The sequence below is a fragment of the Streptomyces angustmyceticus genome, assembly GCF_040701845.1.
Taxonomy (GTDB): Bacteria; Actinomycetota; Actinomycetes; order Streptomycetales; family Streptomycetaceae; genus Streptomyces; species Streptomyces angustmyceticus_A.
This window is the reverse complement of record NZ_JBFBHQ010000025.1, coordinates 70003-86271: the sequence shown is the minus strand read 5'-3', so window position 1 is coordinate 86271 and position 16269 is coordinate 70003. Positions and strand designations below refer to the sequence as shown.

At 76.5% G+C, this 16269-nt stretch carries 15 protein-coding genes; 5 read left to right on the top strand and 10 right to left on the bottom strand.

The genetic code is table 11. From position 1 onward, the window contains the following. Positions 1 to 6: 6 nt before the first annotated feature. Positions 7 to 522, bottom strand: a complete 516-nt coding sequence (locus AB0411_RS31620; RefSeq protein WP_366420699.1) for a GNAT family N-acetyltransferase — start codon at positions 520 to 522, stop codon at positions 7 to 9. A gap of 169 nt (positions 523 to 691) precedes the next feature. Between AB0411_RS31620 and AB0411_RS31615 the strand changes: the two genes are divergently transcribed. Next, complete coding sequence (locus AB0411_RS31615; protein ID WP_366420698.1) at positions 692 to 1408, top strand: MOSC domain-containing protein; 717 nt, start codon at positions 692 to 694, stop codon at positions 1406 to 1408. A 176-nt stretch (positions 1409 to 1584) separates the two neighbouring features. On the opposite strand, the gene AB0411_RS31610 is transcribed toward AB0411_RS31615, so the two are convergent. From AB0411_RS31610 to AB0411_RS31600, 3 genes are read right to left on the bottom strand one after another with little or no spacing between them, the layout of a single operon-like run. Beyond that, positions 1585 to 2289, bottom strand: coding sequence for a TetR/AcrR family transcriptional regulator (locus AB0411_RS31610; RefSeq protein ID WP_366420697.1), 705 nt, complete (start codon positions 2287 to 2289; stop codon positions 1585 to 1587). A gap of 48 nt (positions 2290 to 2337) precedes the next feature. Further along, positions 2338 to 3438: a PDR/VanB family oxidoreductase gene (locus tag AB0411_RS31605; RefSeq protein ID WP_366420696.1), complete on the bottom strand. Its 1101-nt coding sequence runs from the start codon at positions 3436 to 3438 to the stop codon at positions 2338 to 2340. Position 3439: 1 nt separating this feature from the next. After that, a complete protein-coding gene (locus AB0411_RS31600) occupies positions 3440 to 4354 on the bottom strand; it encodes a metal-dependent hydrolase (RefSeq protein WP_366420695.1) in 915 nt (304 codons plus the stop codon). Between the two features lie 258 nt (positions 4355 to 4612). Between AB0411_RS31600 and AB0411_RS31595 the strand changes: the two genes are divergently transcribed. Then, entirely contained in the window at positions 4613 to 5047 is a 435-nt protein-coding gene (locus tag AB0411_RS31595) for a DUF4345 domain-containing protein (protein ID WP_366420694.1), read from the top strand. Here AB0411_RS31595 and AB0411_RS31590 read toward each other — a convergent pair. The 3 genes from AB0411_RS31590 to AB0411_RS31580 form a co-directional block, all read right to left on the bottom strand. Beyond that, entirely contained in the window at positions 5044 to 7014 is a 1971-nt protein-coding gene (locus AB0411_RS31590; RefSeq protein ID WP_366420693.1) for a hypothetical protein, read from the bottom strand. The genes AB0411_RS31595 and AB0411_RS31590 overlap by 4 nt on opposite strands. Positions 7015 to 7148: 134 nt before the next feature. Beyond that, positions 7149 to 7379 carry a DUF397 domain-containing protein gene (locus tag AB0411_RS31585; RefSeq protein WP_366420692.1) on the bottom strand — a complete coding sequence of 77 codons (231 nt, stop codon included), beginning with the start codon at positions 7377 to 7379 and terminating at the stop codon, positions 7149 to 7151. Positions 7380 to 7428: 49 nt separating this feature from the next. Beyond that, positions 7429 to 10590, bottom strand: coding sequence for an alpha-N-acetylglucosaminidase (locus AB0411_RS31580; protein WP_366420691.1), 3162 nt, complete (start codon positions 10588 to 10590; stop codon positions 7429 to 7431). Positions 10591 to 11011: 421 nt separating this feature from the next. On the opposite strand from AB0411_RS31580, the gene AB0411_RS31575 reads away from it, so the two are divergent. From AB0411_RS31575 to AB0411_RS31565, 3 genes are read left to right on the top strand one after another with little or no spacing between them, the layout of a single operon-like run. Further along, positions 11012 to 11839 carry a GNAT family N-acetyltransferase gene (locus AB0411_RS31575; protein ID WP_366420690.1) on the top strand — a complete coding sequence of 276 codons (828 nt, stop codon included), beginning with the start codon at positions 11012 to 11014 and terminating at the stop codon, positions 11837 to 11839. Next, on the top strand, positions 11836 to 12798 hold the full coding sequence (locus AB0411_RS31570) for a lysophospholipid acyltransferase family protein (protein ID WP_366420689.1): 963 nt from the start codon (positions 11836 to 11838) through the stop codon (positions 12796 to 12798). Before AB0411_RS31575 ends, AB0411_RS31570 begins: the two co-directional genes overlap by 4 nt. Then, positions 12791 to 13528 carry a DedA family protein gene (locus AB0411_RS31565; protein ID WP_366420688.1) on the top strand — a complete coding sequence of 246 codons (738 nt, stop codon included), beginning with the start codon at positions 12791 to 12793 and terminating at the stop codon, positions 13526 to 13528. The genes AB0411_RS31570 and AB0411_RS31565 overlap by 8 nt, the downstream gene beginning before the upstream one ends. A 12-nt stretch (positions 13529 to 13540) precedes the next feature. On the opposite strand, the gene AB0411_RS31560 is transcribed toward AB0411_RS31565, so the two are convergent. The 3 genes from AB0411_RS31560 to AB0411_RS31550 form a co-directional block, all read right to left on the bottom strand. Next, complete coding sequence (locus tag AB0411_RS31560) at positions 13541 to 14167, bottom strand: winged helix-turn-helix domain-containing protein (protein WP_366420687.1); 627 nt, start codon at positions 14165 to 14167, stop codon at positions 13541 to 13543. Positions 14168 to 14552: 385 nt separating this feature from the next. Next, on the bottom strand, positions 14553 to 15314 hold the full coding sequence (locus tag AB0411_RS31555) for a rhomboid-like protein (protein ID WP_366420686.1): 762 nt from the start codon (positions 15312 to 15314) through the stop codon (positions 14553 to 14555). Between the two features lie 10 nt (positions 15315 to 15324). Then, entirely contained in the window at positions 15325 to 16245 is a 921-nt protein-coding gene (locus tag AB0411_RS31550) for a DUF6891 domain-containing protein (RefSeq protein ID WP_366420685.1), read from the bottom strand. Positions 16246 to 16269: the final 24 nt, after the last annotated feature.

Here is a 16269-nt window from a genome sequence, read left to right as displayed (position 1 = left end):
CCCGGCTCAGGCCCCCAGCGGCTTTTCGAGGAGGGTGACGGCGTACCGGTCGCCGTCGTCGCCCTCCTTGGAGCGCTGCTCCCCGACGACGGTGTAGCCGGCGCCCTCGTAATACGTGCGCAGCCGCGGATTGGACGAGACGCAGTCCAGCCGCGACCACGCCCGCCCCGCCCCCGCTATCCGCCGCTCGGCATGCGCCAGCATCGCCCGCCCGGTCCCGGCCGGGGCCCGGCCGCGGTCCACCATCAGCCGGTGCACATAGCCCGCCACGGGCGGCTGCGGCCCCCACGCGGGCTCGTCGCACCACCACAGTTCGAACGCGCCCACCGGCCGCCCGGCGGCCTCCGCCAGCCACACCTCCCCGTCCTTGCGCCGCAGCCGGAAGTGCTCCTCGTCCTTCCCGCCGGGCTTCCACTGGTCGATGCCGTTCGCCTGCATCCAACGGGCGGCGGCGTCATACAGGTCCACCAGTCGCCGCAGGTCGGCGCCGTCCCCGGCGAGGCGGAAGGTGATCTCGTCCATGACGCGATGATGGCGCACGACGCGCTGCCGCGTACGGCCGGGCCAGGTACGGGCGCGACTGGTGATCGCTCCAGGGCAGACTGACCACACGCGGACCGCGCGACGGGCGCGGTGCTCGCCGGCTCCGAGGGCCGGCGAGCGGCGGGAAGTCGACTCGGAGGGCGAGGACATGGGCACGGTGCTCGGCACGATCGAACGGATCTGGCGGTACCCCATCAAGTCCACCGGCGGCGAACTGCTGGACGAGGCCGCCGTGGACGCCCGTGGCCTGGCCGGCGACCGGCTCTACGCGGTGCGCGACGCCGCGGGCAAATTCGGCTCGGGCAAGAACACCCACCGGTTCCGGCGCATGCCGGGACTGCTGCAGCTGCGCTCCCGCTACCCCGGCGGCGCCGTCACAAAGGCACCCGAACTGCTGGCCCCGGACGGCGAGCCGGTGGCGGACCCCACTTCCTACGTGCGGCGCTACCTGGACCGGAACGACGTCGAAGTGGCCCGCGAGGGCGCCGTCTCGCACTTCGACCAGCTCCCCCTCAGCGTCCTGACCACCGCCACCCTCGACTGGGTCCGCGCGGCCGTCCCCGGCGTCCCGGTCGACGAGCGCCGCTTCCGCCCCAACCTGCTGCTGCGGACACCACCGGGCACGCCCCCCTTCGTGGAGGACGCATGGTTCGGCAGCAGCGCCCGCGTCGGCCACACCCTGCGGCTGCGTTTCGAGCGCTCCAGCGAGCGGTGCGTGATGACCAACGACGCCCAACAGGACCTCCCGCACTCCCCACGCATCCTGCGCGCCATCGCCCAGGCCCACGACATGCGCCTGGACGCGTTGGCCACGATCACCCACCCCGGCCGCGTACGCCTGGGGGACACCGTCCAACTGACGTGAGACGCCACCCGCCGGCCCGTCACCGCACCCACAGCCCCGCGCAGCGGACCCGGCCCGCCGCTGGGGGTACCTCCCACGCCCTTTAGACAGGGGGAGCGACGGCGGGCGCACCGCACAGCGGGCGAAGAACGGCGAGCAACCCCCAAGGCGGGAAGGCCAAAGACGCGGGCCGAAACCTAGGCGCAGCGAACCGGTTCGGGAAGCGACACCAACCGCCCCACCAGATCCGCGAACATCCCGTCCGCCGGCTCGTCGGCGAGGATCTGCCGCACCACCCGCGCCATCCGTTCGTCGTACGCCGCGCTCACCGCCGCCAGCGCCGCGAAGTCGTGCACCAGCTGCCGTTCCAGCTCGGCACGGGGAATCGGGCGTCCGTCCAGCCACAGCAGGGCGGTGGTCTCGGCGAGCGAGATCCAGGAGCGGACCACCAACTCCAGCCGGGGGGCGGGGTCGGGGATGCCGAGATGGGCGAGGATCTGCACGTAGGCGGCCTGCCGGACGCCGTCGATCATGGCGCTGGTGCGGGTCGAACCGATGGCGGGGCCGCCGCGCATCAGGGCCGAGAAGCCGGGGCCGTGCTCCTCGACGAAGTCGAAGAAGCGCTCCATGACCCGCAACAGCCGGGCGCCGAGCGGGCCTTCGTGGGGCTCCACGAACCGGGCCGTGAGTTCCTCGGCGGCGCGTCGCAGCGCGGCCTCGTACAGCTGCTGCTTGCCGGGGAAGTAGTGGTAGACCAGCGGGCGGGAGATGCCGGCCGCCTCGGCGATCTCGTCGATCGACACGTCCTCGGGGGAACGGTGGCTGAAGAGGTCGAGTGCGACGGCGATCAGCTGCTCACGCCGCTCCTCGACGCCCATCCTGCGGCGCGCCCCGGTGGTCATGCCGACCAGCGTAACCACCCGGGGCGCGGCACGGAATCACAGGTCAAATCACAGATCGAGCACAAGACGGCCGCCGTGTGCCCGCGAGACGCAGATCAGCAGCGAGTCGGCGCGCTCGGCGTCCGTCAGCAGGTCGTCGCGGTGGTCCACGGCCCCGGCCAGCACCCGCTGTTGGCAGGTGCCGCAGAACCCCCGCTCGCAGGAGTACGGCAGATCGGGCAGCGCCTGCGCGCGAAGGGCCCGCAGCACACTGGTGTCCGCGGGGACCGGCACCGTACGGCCGGTGCGCCGCAGCTCCACCTCGAAGGGGGCGTCGTGGCCCGCCGGCGCGGGGGCGGCCGGCGCGAACCGCTCGGTGTGCAGGGTCAGGGGCGGTTCCCCGGCCGCGGCCGGCAGCAGTGCGGCGACCGCGTCCATCAGCGGCCCGGGACCGCAGCAGTAGACGGCCGCGCCCGGCGGGGCCGCGGCGAGCACCGCCGCCAGGTCGGGCCGCCCGTCCTCGTCCTCGGCCACCACCGTCACCCGGCCGGTGCCGCTCCCCGCCAGCGCCTCGACCTCCGCCAGGAACGGCATCGAGGCCCGCGACCGCCCGCCGTACACCAGCCGCCACGGCACGCCCGCCCGCTCGGCCTGCCGCACCATCGGCAGGATCGGGGTGATGCCGATGCCGCCCGCGAGGAAGACGTAGGCGGGGGCGTCCCGGAGGGGGAAGCGGTTGCGCGGCCCGCGGACCTCCACGACCGTGCCCTCGTGCAGGTGCTCGTGCACCTCGCGCGAACCGCCCCGGCCGTCCTCGATCAGGCGGGTGGCGAGGGTGTACGAGCCGGACGCCGCGGGGTCGCCGCACAGCGAGTACTGGCGGACGGCCCCCGACGGCAGCACCAGGTCGAGGTGCGCCCCCGGCTCCCAGCCCGGAAGGTCGTCCCCCTCCAGACGCAGCCGGACCACGCCCTCGGCCTCCTCGGTGCGCTCCGCCACCCGCAGCCACCGGGCGCCGGTGCCGTCGCGGCCGCGCCCCGAGACCGGGGGGTCCAGCGCGGGCAGGGGCCACAGCGGGGACGCCTGGACGCGGCGGCGCAGTGCCCGCCGGGCGAGCAGCGCCGCCGCGGCGGCCACCAACGCGGCACGGGCACCTGGGATCCGGGCCATCTCAGGCACCTCCGGAGGTGCGGGCCCCGGCCGCGGTCGCGGCGGGGGACGCGGCGAGGTAGGCGAGGGCCTGCGCGGTGCTGCCGTGGTGGGAGGGGTGGTAGCCGCGGGAGAGGTACTGCGGAACGGACCGGGCCATGGCCCCGACGGTCGGCAGCACGCCCTCCCTCCCGCCGCGGAGGAACTCCCCGAGGCCGGCCCTGCCGTCGTCGAGCGAGGGGTCGTGGGCCAGGAAGAAGCGGACGCCGCGCTGCCACAGGAACACCAGCGCGGCGAACGCCGTGGCCCAGGTGCGGACCCGCCGCCGGTAGCCGCCGTCCAGATGCAGGAAGAGGTCGAACGCCACCGACCGGTGCTCGACCTCCTCCGCGCCGTGCCAGCGCAGCAGATCCAGCATCGTCGGATCGGCTCCCTTGGCGTCCAGCGCCGCGGCGTTGAGCACCCAGTCCCCCAGGAACGCGGTGTAGTGCTCGATGGCGGCGATCGTCGCGACCCGCTCCAGCAGCCACCAGCGGCGGGCCCTTCCCGGCGGCAGGGTGCGGTCCCCGAGCAGCTTCTCGAAGAGCCAGTCGACCTGCGCGGTGTACGGGGTCGGGTCCAGGCCCTGCGCCGTGAGGTGCGGCAGGACGCCGTCGTGCGCCTGCGAGTGCATCGCCTCCTGGCCGATGAACCCGATGACGTCCTCCCGCAGCCGGGGGTCGCGGATGTACGGCAGCACCTGCTTGTAGACGTGCACGAACCAGCGCTCGCCGGCCGGCAGCAGCAGATGCAGCACGTTGATGGTGTGGGTGCTGGACGGATCGCCGGGGATCCAGTGCAGCGGGGTGCCGCTCCAGTCGAAGGCGACGTTGCGGGCCTTCAGCGGGGTGTGCTCGGACGCGGCCGGCTGGGGCCGCAACGAGGCCGTATTAGACATGGCGTCAATGTACTGGCGGGTAAGGAGTTGTCGATACCCCTCGGGCGGCAGAAGCATCCGCGGACGCAGCGCGCCGACGCCCCGGCATGCCACGCGGCGCGGCCGAACGACCGGTGGGCCGGCCAGTCCCCGCAGCGGGTGCGGACGAAGCAGTCGAGACGGGCGTCGAGTCCGGCGGACAGCCGCGTGTGCAGGGGGCGGGCCGGGTCGAACTCCGTGTGAGACAGTCATCCTCAGGCGGAGAGAGGTGGCCGGATGATGGCCGGAGTTCTCAAGTGGCTGGTGCTGGCAATGGGGGCCGCCTGCGTGGCGATCGGGGCCTTCCACTTCGCGCTCGGCATCGGATCGGTACCGGGCGAGGGCGCGGCCGGCGCGACCGTCGACAGCCGGGAGCGGTTCTACGGGGCGGTCTTCCTCGGCTACGGCCTCGCCTGGCTCTGGGCGGCGCGGCGGTCGCCGATCCCGTCCGCCGCGGTGCGCCTGCTCGCCGGCATCTTCCTGCTCGGCGGCGTCGGCCGGCTCCTGTCGATGGCCGTCCACGGCCCGCCCCAGGGCTTCCAGACCGTCCTCGCGGTCCTCGAACTCGCCCTGCCTCCCGTGTACTTCTGGCTGGCGGCCGCCGATGAGCGGCAGGCGGCCCGGCCCGCGGGCCCCGCGGGCGCCGTACGGGCGGAGCGCGACGAGGCGCTCTAGCCCACCGCCCCGATCCCCTTGCCGTTCGCCAGCCGCCCCGTGAGCTCCGCGCGGTCGCCCGACTTCGCCGGGAGGGTCAGCAGGCGTCCGGCGGCCCGGCCGTGCACGCCGCCGGTGGTGGTGATCGAGGCGACCTGACGGCTGCCCGCCGCCAGCAGCCACCACTGCCCGGAGGAGGACTTCCACAGCACCCCGGCCAGGGCCCGCGGCGACCGGGGCCCGCAGGCCGTACCGCCCTCGGCGCGCGCCGTCACGGAGCCCGCCGCGTAGGGCCGACCGCCCGGCGCCGGGGTCTGGATCTGGGCCATCGTCCGGCTGCCCGGCCCGCGCCAGGTCTCGGCGCGGGTGCACAGCCAGGCCGCGGTGCCCGCACCCCCGGGCAGCGGCTGGCGGGCGAACTCCCAGGAGTTCACCGTGCGGACGCCCTGGCCGCGCACCGCGGCCAGCTGGCAGGCCGTGCGCGCCCAGGCCGTCCTGGCCCGCGGCCCGGTCGCCTCGCCCGGCCTGCGGGGGGTGCCGTACGTCAGCCGGGCCGGGGTCAGCTCACCGAGATCGGTGAGCAGCCGGCCGCCCATCCGCAGCGCGGGCCAGGCGGAGCACGTCCGCGCGGGCCGCGGGGTGGGCACCGGATCGGTCATGCCGCCCGCCCCGATCCGCACCCGGCTGCCCGCCGCGTCCGGCTTCACCAGATCGACCAGCCGCGCCGACTTCACCCACGGGGCGGTCAGATACCGGACGTTGCCCTGCGTTCGGCTCACGACCAGCGCGCTCGCCGACGCCGCCGCCGCGCCGTCGGTCCGTGCGAAGTCCACCGCCGCGCCCGTGCCGTCGCTCTGCCCCTCGCCGTCGGCGGCCTCCGCGTAGCGCACCACCCGCAGCCCGTCGTGGAAGAGCACCACCACGACGTGGTCCACCACGCCCGCGAACAGCAGTTGGGCCGGGCCCGACGCCGGTCCGGTCGGGGTGCCGGGCGTCGCCGAGACCGGCACCCCGGCGCCGGGCCTGGCCCACACGGCCAGCGCCCGCCGCAGCAGCGCCTTGTCGTGGATCCGGTCGCCGCGGGCGGGCCAGGCCGAGAAGTCCTGGCGGGCGGCGTTCTTCCAGGCGGTCGCGGAGGTCACCGTGAGCTTTCCGGGGTCCAGGGCCGCTTCGGCCGCCGCGTTGCGTGCGTACGGCGGGGCGGCGGCGCCGTCCGGGCCCCAGCCGTCGCCCGGCAGCCCCAGCAGCGCCCCGCACACCAGCACCGCCGCACCGGCCGTCAGCACCGCCCGGCCGTGCTGCCGCCGCCGGATCAGATCCGTCGGCCTGGCCTGCAGCGCGCACGGGTCGAACTCGGGCGACTCCAGCAGCGACCGGTCCCGGCTCCCGGCCGGCGTCGCGGCCCGCTCCGCCTCGTCCAGCGCCGCACGGGGGTGCGCCACCCCGGCGGCCTCCAGCACCCGGCGGGTCTCGGGCGCGCTCAGCCGCTCCAGATCGCGCAGCACGAACGCCGCCCGCCCCGGCCCGGACAGCGCCGACAGCGCCTGGTCCAGGGCGAGTTCATCGGCCCCGCCGGAGCGCGGGAAGAGCCGCAGGCCCCAGACCTGGGGGAGCGGGGGCGGCGGCACCGGCAGCCAGCGGCGCGAGCGGGCGGCGGCCAGGGAGGCCCGCAGGACCCGCAGCCGGACGAAGGCGTAGCCGGGGTCGATCGCCGCGTCCGTGCCGGCGCGCTGGGCGGGCAGCCCCAGACCGCGGGTGGAGCTGCGCTGGCGCGGCAGGGTCCGCTGCACGACGGCATGGGCGGCCAGCACCCGCCGGCCGCGGCTCTGGCCCGGCGGCAGGGCGAGGTAGGCCAGCCGGACCAGCCGGGGGTAGTGCTCGACCAGCGCCGCCTCGGCCTGCTCGACGTCGATGACGTCGCCGATGTCCTCGAGGCTGCCGGCGGGGGCGCGGTCCGGACGCGGGGGTGTCGCTTGCTGCTGCTTCACGTTCGGTGAAACGAGTGATTCCTGTGATGGTCACCGGCCCCGCCCGGGGCCCCGACGGGTGACCCGCACACGGCCGCGGCCACCGCGGTGCGCCGACCGCGGTGGCCGCTCCAGGACTGCCGGACCGGCCGGCTTCAGCGCTCCAGGTCGAACTCGCCGTCCCGGGCGCCGAGGACGAAGGCCCGCCACTCGGCCTCGGTGTAGCGCAGTACCACATCGGGGTCCGTGGAGTTGCGCATGGCCACCGCGCCCCGCTCCAGGAAGGCGATCTCCACGGCCTCCTCGGCGTCGCTCGGGGCGCGCTGCCAGGTGGCGTCGGAGATGTCGAGGGCGTAGAGCCACTCCTTCTCAGCTGCGGCACTCATACCGTGATCCCCTCGCTCGTGGTGCGTTCCCGGTCAGCGTACGCGGCGCTCAGGCGAGCTTCCACCGGCGGAATTCCGCCGTTCCGCGGTCCCCCGTCGCGGAGTTGGCGGCGCACTGGTGCAGGCCGGTGTCCTGCCGGGCGGCGGCGCCGGGGACGGTGGCGGTGGCGATCTCGCGCCAGGTCGCGCCGTCGTCGGTGGAGCAGGAGCCGGTGTACGTCCCCCCGGCCGCGGTGTCCTTCCCGCGGGTCAGGCGGAGCAGGACGGGCGCGGTGACGCCGGTGATCCGGCGGTAGGTGTCCAGGGTGCCGTCGCCGCTCGCGTCGTAGGACAGCACGACGCCGTTGCCGGGGGTCACCGAGAGGTTGAGGAAGCCGAGGGCGTCCGGTGCGCCCGGGTCCGGGGGCGCGGCGAGGCGGTTGCGGACGACGAGCCCGGCCCGGGCCCAGGGGCCGGTCGGGTCCTGGGAGGTCACCTCGACGGTGGCCGAGCCGCCCGCGGCGAGCGCCCCCGGCCGGTAGACCGCGCCGAACTCGGCGGTGGCCTTCCACAGGTCGGCGCCGCCGCCGTTCACGGCCAGCCGGTCGTCCAACTGGCCGAAAACCGCCGCATTGGTGGTGACGGTCCGCAGCCCCTCGTCCAGCGGCCCCGCCACGAACAGGGTGCCGTGCCGCGCCGCGCGGACCCGCGGCTCGCCCCGCGGGCCGTAGTCGACGGCGAGGTCGTAGGGGAGCGGGTGCAGGGGGGCGGTGAGCCGGCCGGCGGGGGCGGCGACCTGCCAGCGGGCCCGGCCGGTGCCGCCGGGCGGGAGCGACGGCAGCGACACCGGGCCCGACGCGGTGGCGTCGACGCCGGTCAGCGCGAAGTCCACCCGGCCCATCGCCCGCAGCCCGTTGACGTTGCGCAGCGCCGCGGTGACGGTGGCCCGGCCGCCCGGCGGCAGCGCGGGCGGATCGGCGGTGACCGTGACGGTGCCCTGGTAGGGGGCCGTGGCGAGGGTGTCGTGGACCCGCCGCGCGGTGCGGTACGCATCGGTCGTCGGGCGCAGCGGATGGCCGGTGCGCGCACGGGTCCAGGGCTCTTCCAGCGCGTACCAGTCGAAGGTCTTCGGCGGCCGGCCGGCGGCCAGCGCGTCGGCGAGTTCGTCCAAGTACGCCTGCCACTGCGGGAGATGGACCTCGCCGATCAGGCCGTGCCAGTCGCGGTTGGCGTAGTTGGCGAGGGAGCCGCCGTCGGCGGTGGCCCGGTCCGCCCAGGTGGTGATCAGCGCACGGGCACTGTGTTCCAGTCGCGCTTCCTCCTCGGCGTCGCCCGCCATGGCCCTGGCCTGGGCCAGCCACGGGCCGAGGAGGAAGCGCCGGTGCGCGCCGGTGACCTCGTCGCAAAGCCGCATCAGCCGCAGCCACAGGTCCGCCAGCGCACCGAACGCCGCCCGGTCCTTGCGCCGGTAGGCCTCCTGGAGCTGCCCGATCAGCTGCCAGGACCGGTTGGCGAGGGCCTGCCGGGCGGCGTCCGTCAGGTCGTGGCGGTAGGCGTCGCCGGCGCGCAGCGCGGGACGGACCCGCAGCAGCGCGGCGAAGGCGGTGTCGAACGCCGCCGGGTCGAAGGCCGGGGTGTGGGTGGCGTAGACCGTGCCGGAGCGGGCGGCCAGCGACGGGCGGGCGGCGAAGACCGAGTCGTGGGGCCGGCCGTCCGTGCTGGAGATCGCGTAGGCGCTGGTGCGCAGCGCGGCGTACGCGGCGCGGGCCGCCTCGTCGCGGGCGCCGTAGCGCAGGTCGGCATAGCCGTCGAACCAGGCGGCGCGGTCCACCGGGCGCTCCCGCCAGGCCAGTTCGCTGAACAGCTCGAACGCGGCCGGGTCGCGTTCGGCGGCCTCCGGCATGTACGCGGTCCCGGCGAGCCTGCTGCCCGGCTTGTCGCGCCAGGCGGTGAAGCGCTCGGCCCAGATGTGGGTCTTGGCGCCGAGGGTGGTGCGGCCGCCGAAGTTGGGGATCGAGCCGAAGGCGTACGGCACCCCGCCCCAGTCCCGCTCCCGGTCGGTGACCGTGTCCAGGTCGCTGAGGCCGTCCACGATCAGCATCCGGTCGTGGTCGACGGCGTCCAGCAGGTCGCGCCGGGGATTGCCCTGCCAGCCCAGGATCACCCAGGTGGCACCGGGGCGGGCGGTGCGCAGCGCCTTCTCGACGGCGCGCGCGGCCTCCGGCACGGGCACGTCCCCGGGGTCGCCGCCCTCGTGCAGCAGATCCATCTTGAAGTGGTCGGCGGGGCCGAGGAGTTGGTGCTGATGGCGGTAGAAGGAGGCGGCGGCCGCGGCGAAGGCGTCGGTGCGCGGATCGAGCCAGTCGGGGCGCTTGAGGCCCGACCAGGTGCCCTGCGGCACGGTGCGGGCCCCGGGGTTGCGGGCCGCGAAACCGTCCGGGACGGTGCCGAAGTAGCCCGGCAGGACGGGATGCATGCCGAGTTCGCGCAGCCGGTCGGTGATCCTGCGGCCCAGCTCGGCGCGCTTGTCGATCAGTCCGCGGCTGAGCGGGCCGCCGTAGCCGCTCATGTTCTGCAGCAGCCACCAGGGCTGGTGCGACGGCGCCGGGAGCCAGGCGCGGGCCTCGGCGTCGGAGTAGCCGGAGTCGGTGAGCAGCCGGTGGTAGACGGCCTCGGCGCCCGGGGTGACCAGCACCTCGTTCACCCCGTGCAGCGCCAGCACGTCGAGCAGCCGCTCCCAGTGCGGCCAGTCGGCGTACGGGGCGGTGTAGCCGTCGTGGGTGTCGTTGAGGGCGAAGCGGTGGCGCAGCGCGGTGGACCGCTCGACGGGCGACGCCGGGGCGGGCAGCCGGCCGGGCAGCTCCGCCTGGTCGCCGGCCCAGGACAGATGCGCCCGGCAGGTGTACTTGAGGTACCAGTGGACGCCGGTCAGCAGGACGGCGGGAGTGGTCCCGGAGACCGTGATCCGGCCCGCCCGGCCGTCCACCCGGAAGCGGTCGGCGCCGCCGTCCGGGGCGAGCGGCACCAGGTGGAACTGGTCGGCGTGCCGGGGCAGCAGCCGGGTCAGCGCGGCCCGCGCCGGTGCGGTGTCGTGGGCCGGTGCCCGCGCCGGGCGGCGGGCGGACGTCCCGGCGGCCGCGGCGCCGTCGGCGGGGGCGGCCCCGCCGAGCGCCGCCCCGGCACCGATCGCTCCGGCAGTTCCCAGCAGTGCGCGTCGTGACGGTCGGCTCACGTGTGCCCCCCAGGGCTCGGTGTCATCCACAGTCCCGTGCGGGGGCACGCTAACGGCCGGCCGGCCGCCGTCCAAGTAGGCAACGGGCCCGCACCCGGGGGCCCCAGGCCGGCACGGGCGGGCGGCCGGCCCACTCGCCCCGGCCGGGGGAGTCCGGGCCCCGGGGCGCGGCGACCAGTGTTCCGCGGACCCTCATCCGTTCGCTCCCTGGGCTTCACGCGCCCGGCCGGCGGGCCCGGGAACAGTCAGCAGCGTAGAGAAGGGCCAGGTCATCGGGCTGTGCCAGAGGGCCGCGCCGCACCCCAGGGGCGTGTCCGGCACCCCGCCGAGCAGGGCACCGGCTGCTCCGCCCGGCCCGCCGGCCCGTCGTCTCACCGCCCGTCGACCCGCACCGCCTCCCCACTCCCCACGGAGGGCTCTCATGAGCATGGCATCGACCGCGTCCGCCGCCGTTCCCCGCACCGCTCCCGTCCGCGCACCCGCTCCCGCCGCCACTCCCGCGGCCGCGCCCGCTCCCACGGCCGCCCCCGCCGACCCCGGCTACACCGCGGAGATCGCCGGCACCCGCGCCCAGATCCGCGCCGCACAGCGGCTGCGCCACCAGGTCTTCGCCGGCGAGATGGGCGCGACCCTGCACTCCCCGCTGCCCGGCCACGACATCGACGCCGTCGACGACCTCGCCGACCACCTCGTCGTCACCCACACCGCCACCGGCGACATCGTCGGCACCTACCGGCTGCTGCCGCCCGGCCGCAGCCCGCGCCTCTACTCCGACGGCGAGTTCGACCTCGGCGCGCTGGCGGACCTGCGCCCCTCCCTCATCGAGGCCGGCCGCTCCTGCGTCCACCCCGCCCACCGCAGCGGCGCCGTGATGACCCGGATGTGGGCCGCGCTCGCCCGCTACACCCTGCTCTCCGGCCACCGCTACCTCGCGGGCTGCGCCTCCGTGCCGCTCGCCGACGGCGGCACCGCCGCCGCCCACGCCTGGGGCCTGGGCCGCACCCGCTACGCCGCCCCGCCCGAGCTGCAGGTCACCCCGCACCACCCCTGGCACGCCACGGTCCCCGTCCCCGAACGCCCCGGCCTCGCCCCGCTGCCGCCGCTCCTGCGCGGCTACCTGCGCATCGGCGCGGTGATCTGCGGCGCGCCCGCCCACGACCCGGAGTTCGACGTCGCCGACTTCTTCGTCGTCCTGGACATGGAACGGCTCGACGACCGCTACCGGCGCTACTTCCTGGGGGAGCGGTGAACGGCCCCTGGGACGTGTGGTCCGACTGCACCCCGGACTGCGCCGCGCACGCCCTGCCCCGCGTGACGGCGCCCCGCGTCGCCCGGCGCGGCGCGGCCTTCGCCCGGTCCGTACGGCGGGCGCTGACGGACGGCGAGCGGATGGCCGATCCGGTACGGCTGCGGGCCCACGCCGCTTCGCTGCTCGACGCGCTCGGGGTCCGCGTCGAGGGTCCGGCCGCCCTCACCGCGGGGGACGGCCCCGGCACCCTCGTCGTCGTCAACCACATCTCCTGGCTCGACATCCTCGCCCTGCTCGCCGTCGAACCGGTCACCCTGCTCGCCAAGCGCGAGGTCGGGGCCTGGCCGGTCGTCGGGGGCCTGGCCCGCCGGGCCGGCACCCACTTCATCGACCGTACGAGCCCCCGCCGGCTGCGGCACACCGTCCAGGAGGTGTCCGAACTCCTCGGCTCCGGACGGTCGGTGGCGGTCTTCCCGCAGGCCACCACCTGGTGCACCGCCGACCGCGGCGGCTTCCGCCGGGCCACCTTCCAAGCCGCCCTCGACGCGGGGGCACCGGTCCGCCCGGTGACCCTCGACTACACCCAGCAGGGCACGCCCAGCACGGTGGCGGCCTTCTGCGGCGAGGACACCTTCGCCGCCTCGCTGCGCAGGGTGCTCGCCGCCCGCGCGCTGACCGTACGCGTCACGGCCCATCCGCTGCTGACGACCGCGGACGGCTGCCCCGACCGGCGGGAGCTGGCGCGGCGCGCGGCGCGCGCGGTGCTCGGCGGCCGGCCGGAAGCCGGGTCGGTCGAACGCCCCGGGGCGGCGGCCGTGGTACGGCGGGCGGGGACCCCCGCGCGGGCCGCGCCCCGGCCCGCCGCGGCCGTAGCGGACTCCCCGGCACCCGGCTCTCCCGTACCGGCCTCCGGCACCGCGCCGGACGCTCCCGCGCCCCCCGCCCCGGCCCATGTTTGAGCAACTCGACCAGCTCACCGAGCCGTTGCGGGGCATGCTGGGCTCGCCCTGGCTGTGGCTGATCGTCCTGCTGGTGTCGGGCCTGGACGCGCTGCTGCCCTTCATGCCGAGCGAGACCACCGTCGTCCTGGTCGCCGTGCTCATCGGTCCCGACCTGCCGCTGCTCGCCCTGCTGGCGGGGGTGGCGGCGGCCGGGGCGCTGGCCGGTGACTGCCTCGGCCATGCCGTGGGACGGTACGCGGGCCCGCGTGCGGTGGACCGGCTGGTGCGGGGCGAGCGCGGCCGGGCCCGGCACTCCAGGGCCCGGGCGCGGGTCGAACGGCATGCCGCCCTGCTCATCGTCGCCGGCCGTTTCCTGCCCGGCGGCCGGATGGTGGCCGCGCTGTCCACCGGGAGCGTCCGCTTCCCGCTGCGCCGCTTCGTCGCGCTGGACGCGGTGGGCGCCGGCGTCTGGGCCGTGGGCAGCGCGGCGCTCGGCGGCGTGGGCGGCCCGGCGCTCACCGACTCCCCGGCCGAGGGCCTGCTGCTGGTCTCCGGCACCGGGCTGGTGGTGGCCGGCTGCGTGGGCGCGCTGCACCGCCGGACCGCCCCGCAGGACGGGAGGCGGGGCGGTGCGCAGGACGCGCCGAAGCGCTGCGGGCCGCGGGCCGGCGGTGCCGTCCGGCCGGGCGGGGGAGCGCCTGCCCGCCCGGCCGCGCCCTCGCCGGGAGGGCGCCTGAGCCCGCCGTGAGACGCCCGGCCCTCAGACGCTCGGCACGTACTTGTAGCCGACCCGCCGCACCGTCACGATCGACGACCGGTGCGCGGCGCCCAGCTTGCGCCGCAGCCGGGCGACATGGACATCGACGGTCCGGCCGTCGCCGACGTGCCCGTAGCCCCACACCGTGGTCACCAGCTGGTCGCGGGTGTGCACCCGGTGCGGGTTCGCCACCAGATGCGCCAGCAGCTCGAATTCGAGGTACGTCAGGTCCAGCGGCCGGCCCTGGACCTGCGCGGTGCGGTGCTCGGGGTCGATCCGCACGATCTCGTCGCCGGTCGGCGCGCTCACCGGGGGCACGGCGGCCGGCGGCGGCGCGGTCGCGACCTCGGCGGCCGGGACGAGGACGAGGTAGCCGACCATCGGCGGGCTGCCGGGCAGTGCGGGCAGGCTGTGCTGCGGGGCGGGCAGCCAGGTGGCGCCGGCGTCCAGCAGCTCGGCGACCGAGGGGACGCCGTCGGGTGACGCGCCGCCACCCGGGGCGGGTACGGGCGCGGGACGGGCCTCGCCCGGCGCCACGGCGCGCAGCCGGTGGCGAGGAGGGCGCGGGGCGGGGTGGGCAGGGAGCGGCGTCGTCGCGGAACCGGCGGTGAGGGTACGGACGTTCGTCATGAGGAGTCAGCTCTTTCGCGCAGAGGGGCGTCGGGGACGTCGTACGCGCGGGCAGGGCAGGAAACGCCGGTCAGCGGCGTCGGTGAGGCGTGTGCGGGCCCGCGCTCAGTGCGCGCGGCAACACAGACGGTCGAAGGCGTGCGCCTGCCGGGACGGCCAGAAGGGCTCCAGGTCGCTGCGACCCGTCGCGGTGTCTGTGAGGCTGGCCATGGCCCTATTGAACCAGACGGTCGGTGATCTGTCCCTCGGGTGGCGGTCCCTGTGACGTGATTCCGCCGCGCCCCGGCCGCACAGGCGCCGGACCTGGCGCCGGCCCCGTCCCGACTCCGCGTTTCCGTAGCGGAGTTGGCGCACGCCCCACCGCGGTGAGGGGGGCCGCAATCCGCTATGCGGCACATCTCCCTGTTCCTGCACGTCTTCCCGTTCCCGCACCTCGTCCCCTTCCTGCCGGTCTCCCCGCCCCGGCCCGCATGCCCGCCCCCATCGCCACGCCGAGTGCGAGCGCCACCAGGTGGCCGGCGTCGGTGAACGTCCGCCCGCGGCGCAGTACGGGGCGTATCGCCAGCGCCAGCAGGCCGGCCGTCGCCGCCGTCCGCGCGCCGCGGTGCGGGACGGTCGCGGCGAGCGCGCCGACCGTGGCGTTGAAGCCGTAGCTGGCCCCGACGTCGATGGCCCGCGCGGTCGCGTCCGGCCCGGTCGCGCCCGGCGTGCCCTCGCCCGGCGCGGTCCGGCCCGGTGCGTCCGCGTCCCGTGCGCCCTCGCCCGTGGCCGCCACCGGGCGGGCGGGCGGCGCTCCGGCGCCGGCCGGGGGCGTGCGCCCCGCCGTCCGTGCGCGCAGGGCCGCGTAGACCAGCACACTGGCCCCCACATGACCGGCCGCGAACACCGCGGCCGTACGCCGGGCGCCCCAGCGCCACTCGGCCGCGCCGAGGGCGGCGAGCAGCCCGGCGCCGTACGCGAGGGGCAGCGGCTCCTCGACGAACGCCGCGCTGGTGACCAGCGTCTGCCACCGGCCGGCCCGCAGGTTGTCGACGTTGGTGGAGTGGGTCCGCAGCAGCTCCGTGCGCCGGTGGCCGGGCAGCCGCGCGGCGGCGTACGCGCCGAGTTGTACGGCGCCGACGTACAGCGGTGCGGCCCAGGGCACCATGCCCGGCATCTCAGGCCCCCGTCCGCGGCAGTCGCTTGCGCCAGTCCAGCGGGGCGACCTCGATGACCCGGTCGGGGTCGCCGTCCCACTGGGCCGGCAGGCCCGCCCCGGCGAACGCCGCGACCACCGCCCGCCCGATGCCGGCCCGGTCCTCCGCCGGGGCGTCGCCGCTCTGCGCGTAGGCGCCGTAGCGCACGGCCAGGCCGTGGCCCTCCGCGGCCGACTCGGTGTCCTGGCAGTGGAAGAAGACGAAGCCCCGGTCGCCCGGGGCGCGTTCGGCCGCTATCTCGCCCACGGCGCAGGTGCTGCAGCAGCTGAAGTTCATCCGGGCGGTGAGCCCCTGGGCGTCCAGCGCGGCGAAGGCCTGCGCCACCCGGTCGGCGTCGGTCACCTCGGGCCAGCCGGCCTGTTCGGCGAGCCGCTCCTCCCACAGGCCGCCGACGATCCGCCGCGCCTCGTCCAGCGAGACCGGGGCGTCCTCGGGGCCGGCGGCGTCACAGACGTCCTGCGCGACCTCGTGGAAGTCCCGGAAGCCGGTGCGGATGGCCGTGCGCGCCTGCTCCTCGGCGGCCGCGCGGGTCGCGGGGGCCAGGCCGGGCGTCGCGTACAGATCCGCCCGCTGCCACTCCAGCGCCGCACGCCAGTCCCGGCCGCCGCGCGCCCAGTCCAGGAAGACCTCCACGACCCGGGCGGCGTCGTCGCTCGTCGCGCGGAAGTGCCGCTCGGGTCCGCCGTCGCGGTGCTCGACCGTGAACGGCCCGTCGCCGTCCCGCCAGGCCTGCAGGAACACCTGGGCCTGTTCCGGGAGCCGCTCGGCGACCACGAAATGATCGTCGTCGGCGCCGATCCGCCGCAGCAGCCCGGCGAGTTCGCCCGCGGACGGGCGGGCGCGGTCCGGCCCGGACGCGGTCTTGACGCTGATCTCAAGCATGCCCCCAGCGTGCCAGCAGCCACT

Excerpts from the sequence above, each read along its gene's own strand:
- AB0411_RS31620 (WP_366420699.1), bottom strand. The coding sequence starts at position 522 with ATGGACGAGATCACCTTCCGCCTCGCCGGGGACGGCGCCGACCTGCGG.
- AB0411_RS31615 (WP_366420698.1), top strand. The coding sequence starts at position 692 with ATGGGCACGGTGCTCGGCACGATCGAACGGATCTGGCGGTACCCCATC.
- AB0411_RS31610 (WP_366420697.1), bottom strand. The coding sequence starts at position 2,289 with ATGACCACCGGGGCGCGCCGCAGGATGGGCGTCGAGGAGCGGCGTGAG.
- AB0411_RS31605 (WP_366420696.1), bottom strand. The coding sequence starts at position 3,438 with ATGGCCCGGATCCCAGGTGCCCGTGCCGCGTTGGTGGCCGCCGCGGCG.
- AB0411_RS31600 (WP_366420695.1), bottom strand. The coding sequence starts at position 4,354 with ATGTCTAATACGGCCTCGTTGCGGCCCCAGCCGGCCGCGTCCGAGCAC.
- AB0411_RS31595 (WP_366420694.1), top strand. The coding sequence starts at position 4,613 with ATGGCCGGAGTTCTCAAGTGGCTGGTGCTGGCAATGGGGGCCGCCTGC.
- AB0411_RS31585 (WP_366420692.1), bottom strand. The coding sequence starts at position 7,379 with ATGAGTGCCGCAGCTGAGAAGGAGTGGCTCTACGCCCTCGACATCTCC.
- AB0411_RS31575 (WP_366420690.1), top strand. The coding sequence starts at position 11,012 with ATGAGCATGGCATCGACCGCGTCCGCCGCCGTTCCCCGCACCGCTCCC.
- AB0411_RS31565 (WP_366420688.1), top strand. The coding sequence starts at position 12,791 with ATGTTTGAGCAACTCGACCAGCTCACCGAGCCGTTGCGGGGCATGCTG.
- AB0411_RS31560 (WP_366420687.1), bottom strand. The coding sequence starts at position 14,167 with ATGACGAACGTCCGTACCCTCACCGCCGGTTCCGCGACGACGCCGCTC.
- AB0411_RS31555 (WP_366420686.1), bottom strand. The coding sequence starts at position 15,314 with ATGGTGCCCTGGGCCGCACCGCTGTACGTCGGCGCCGTACAACTCGGC.
- AB0411_RS31550 (WP_366420685.1), bottom strand. The coding sequence starts at position 16,245 with ATGCTTGAGATCAGCGTCAAGACCGCGTCCGGGCCGGACCGCGCCCGC.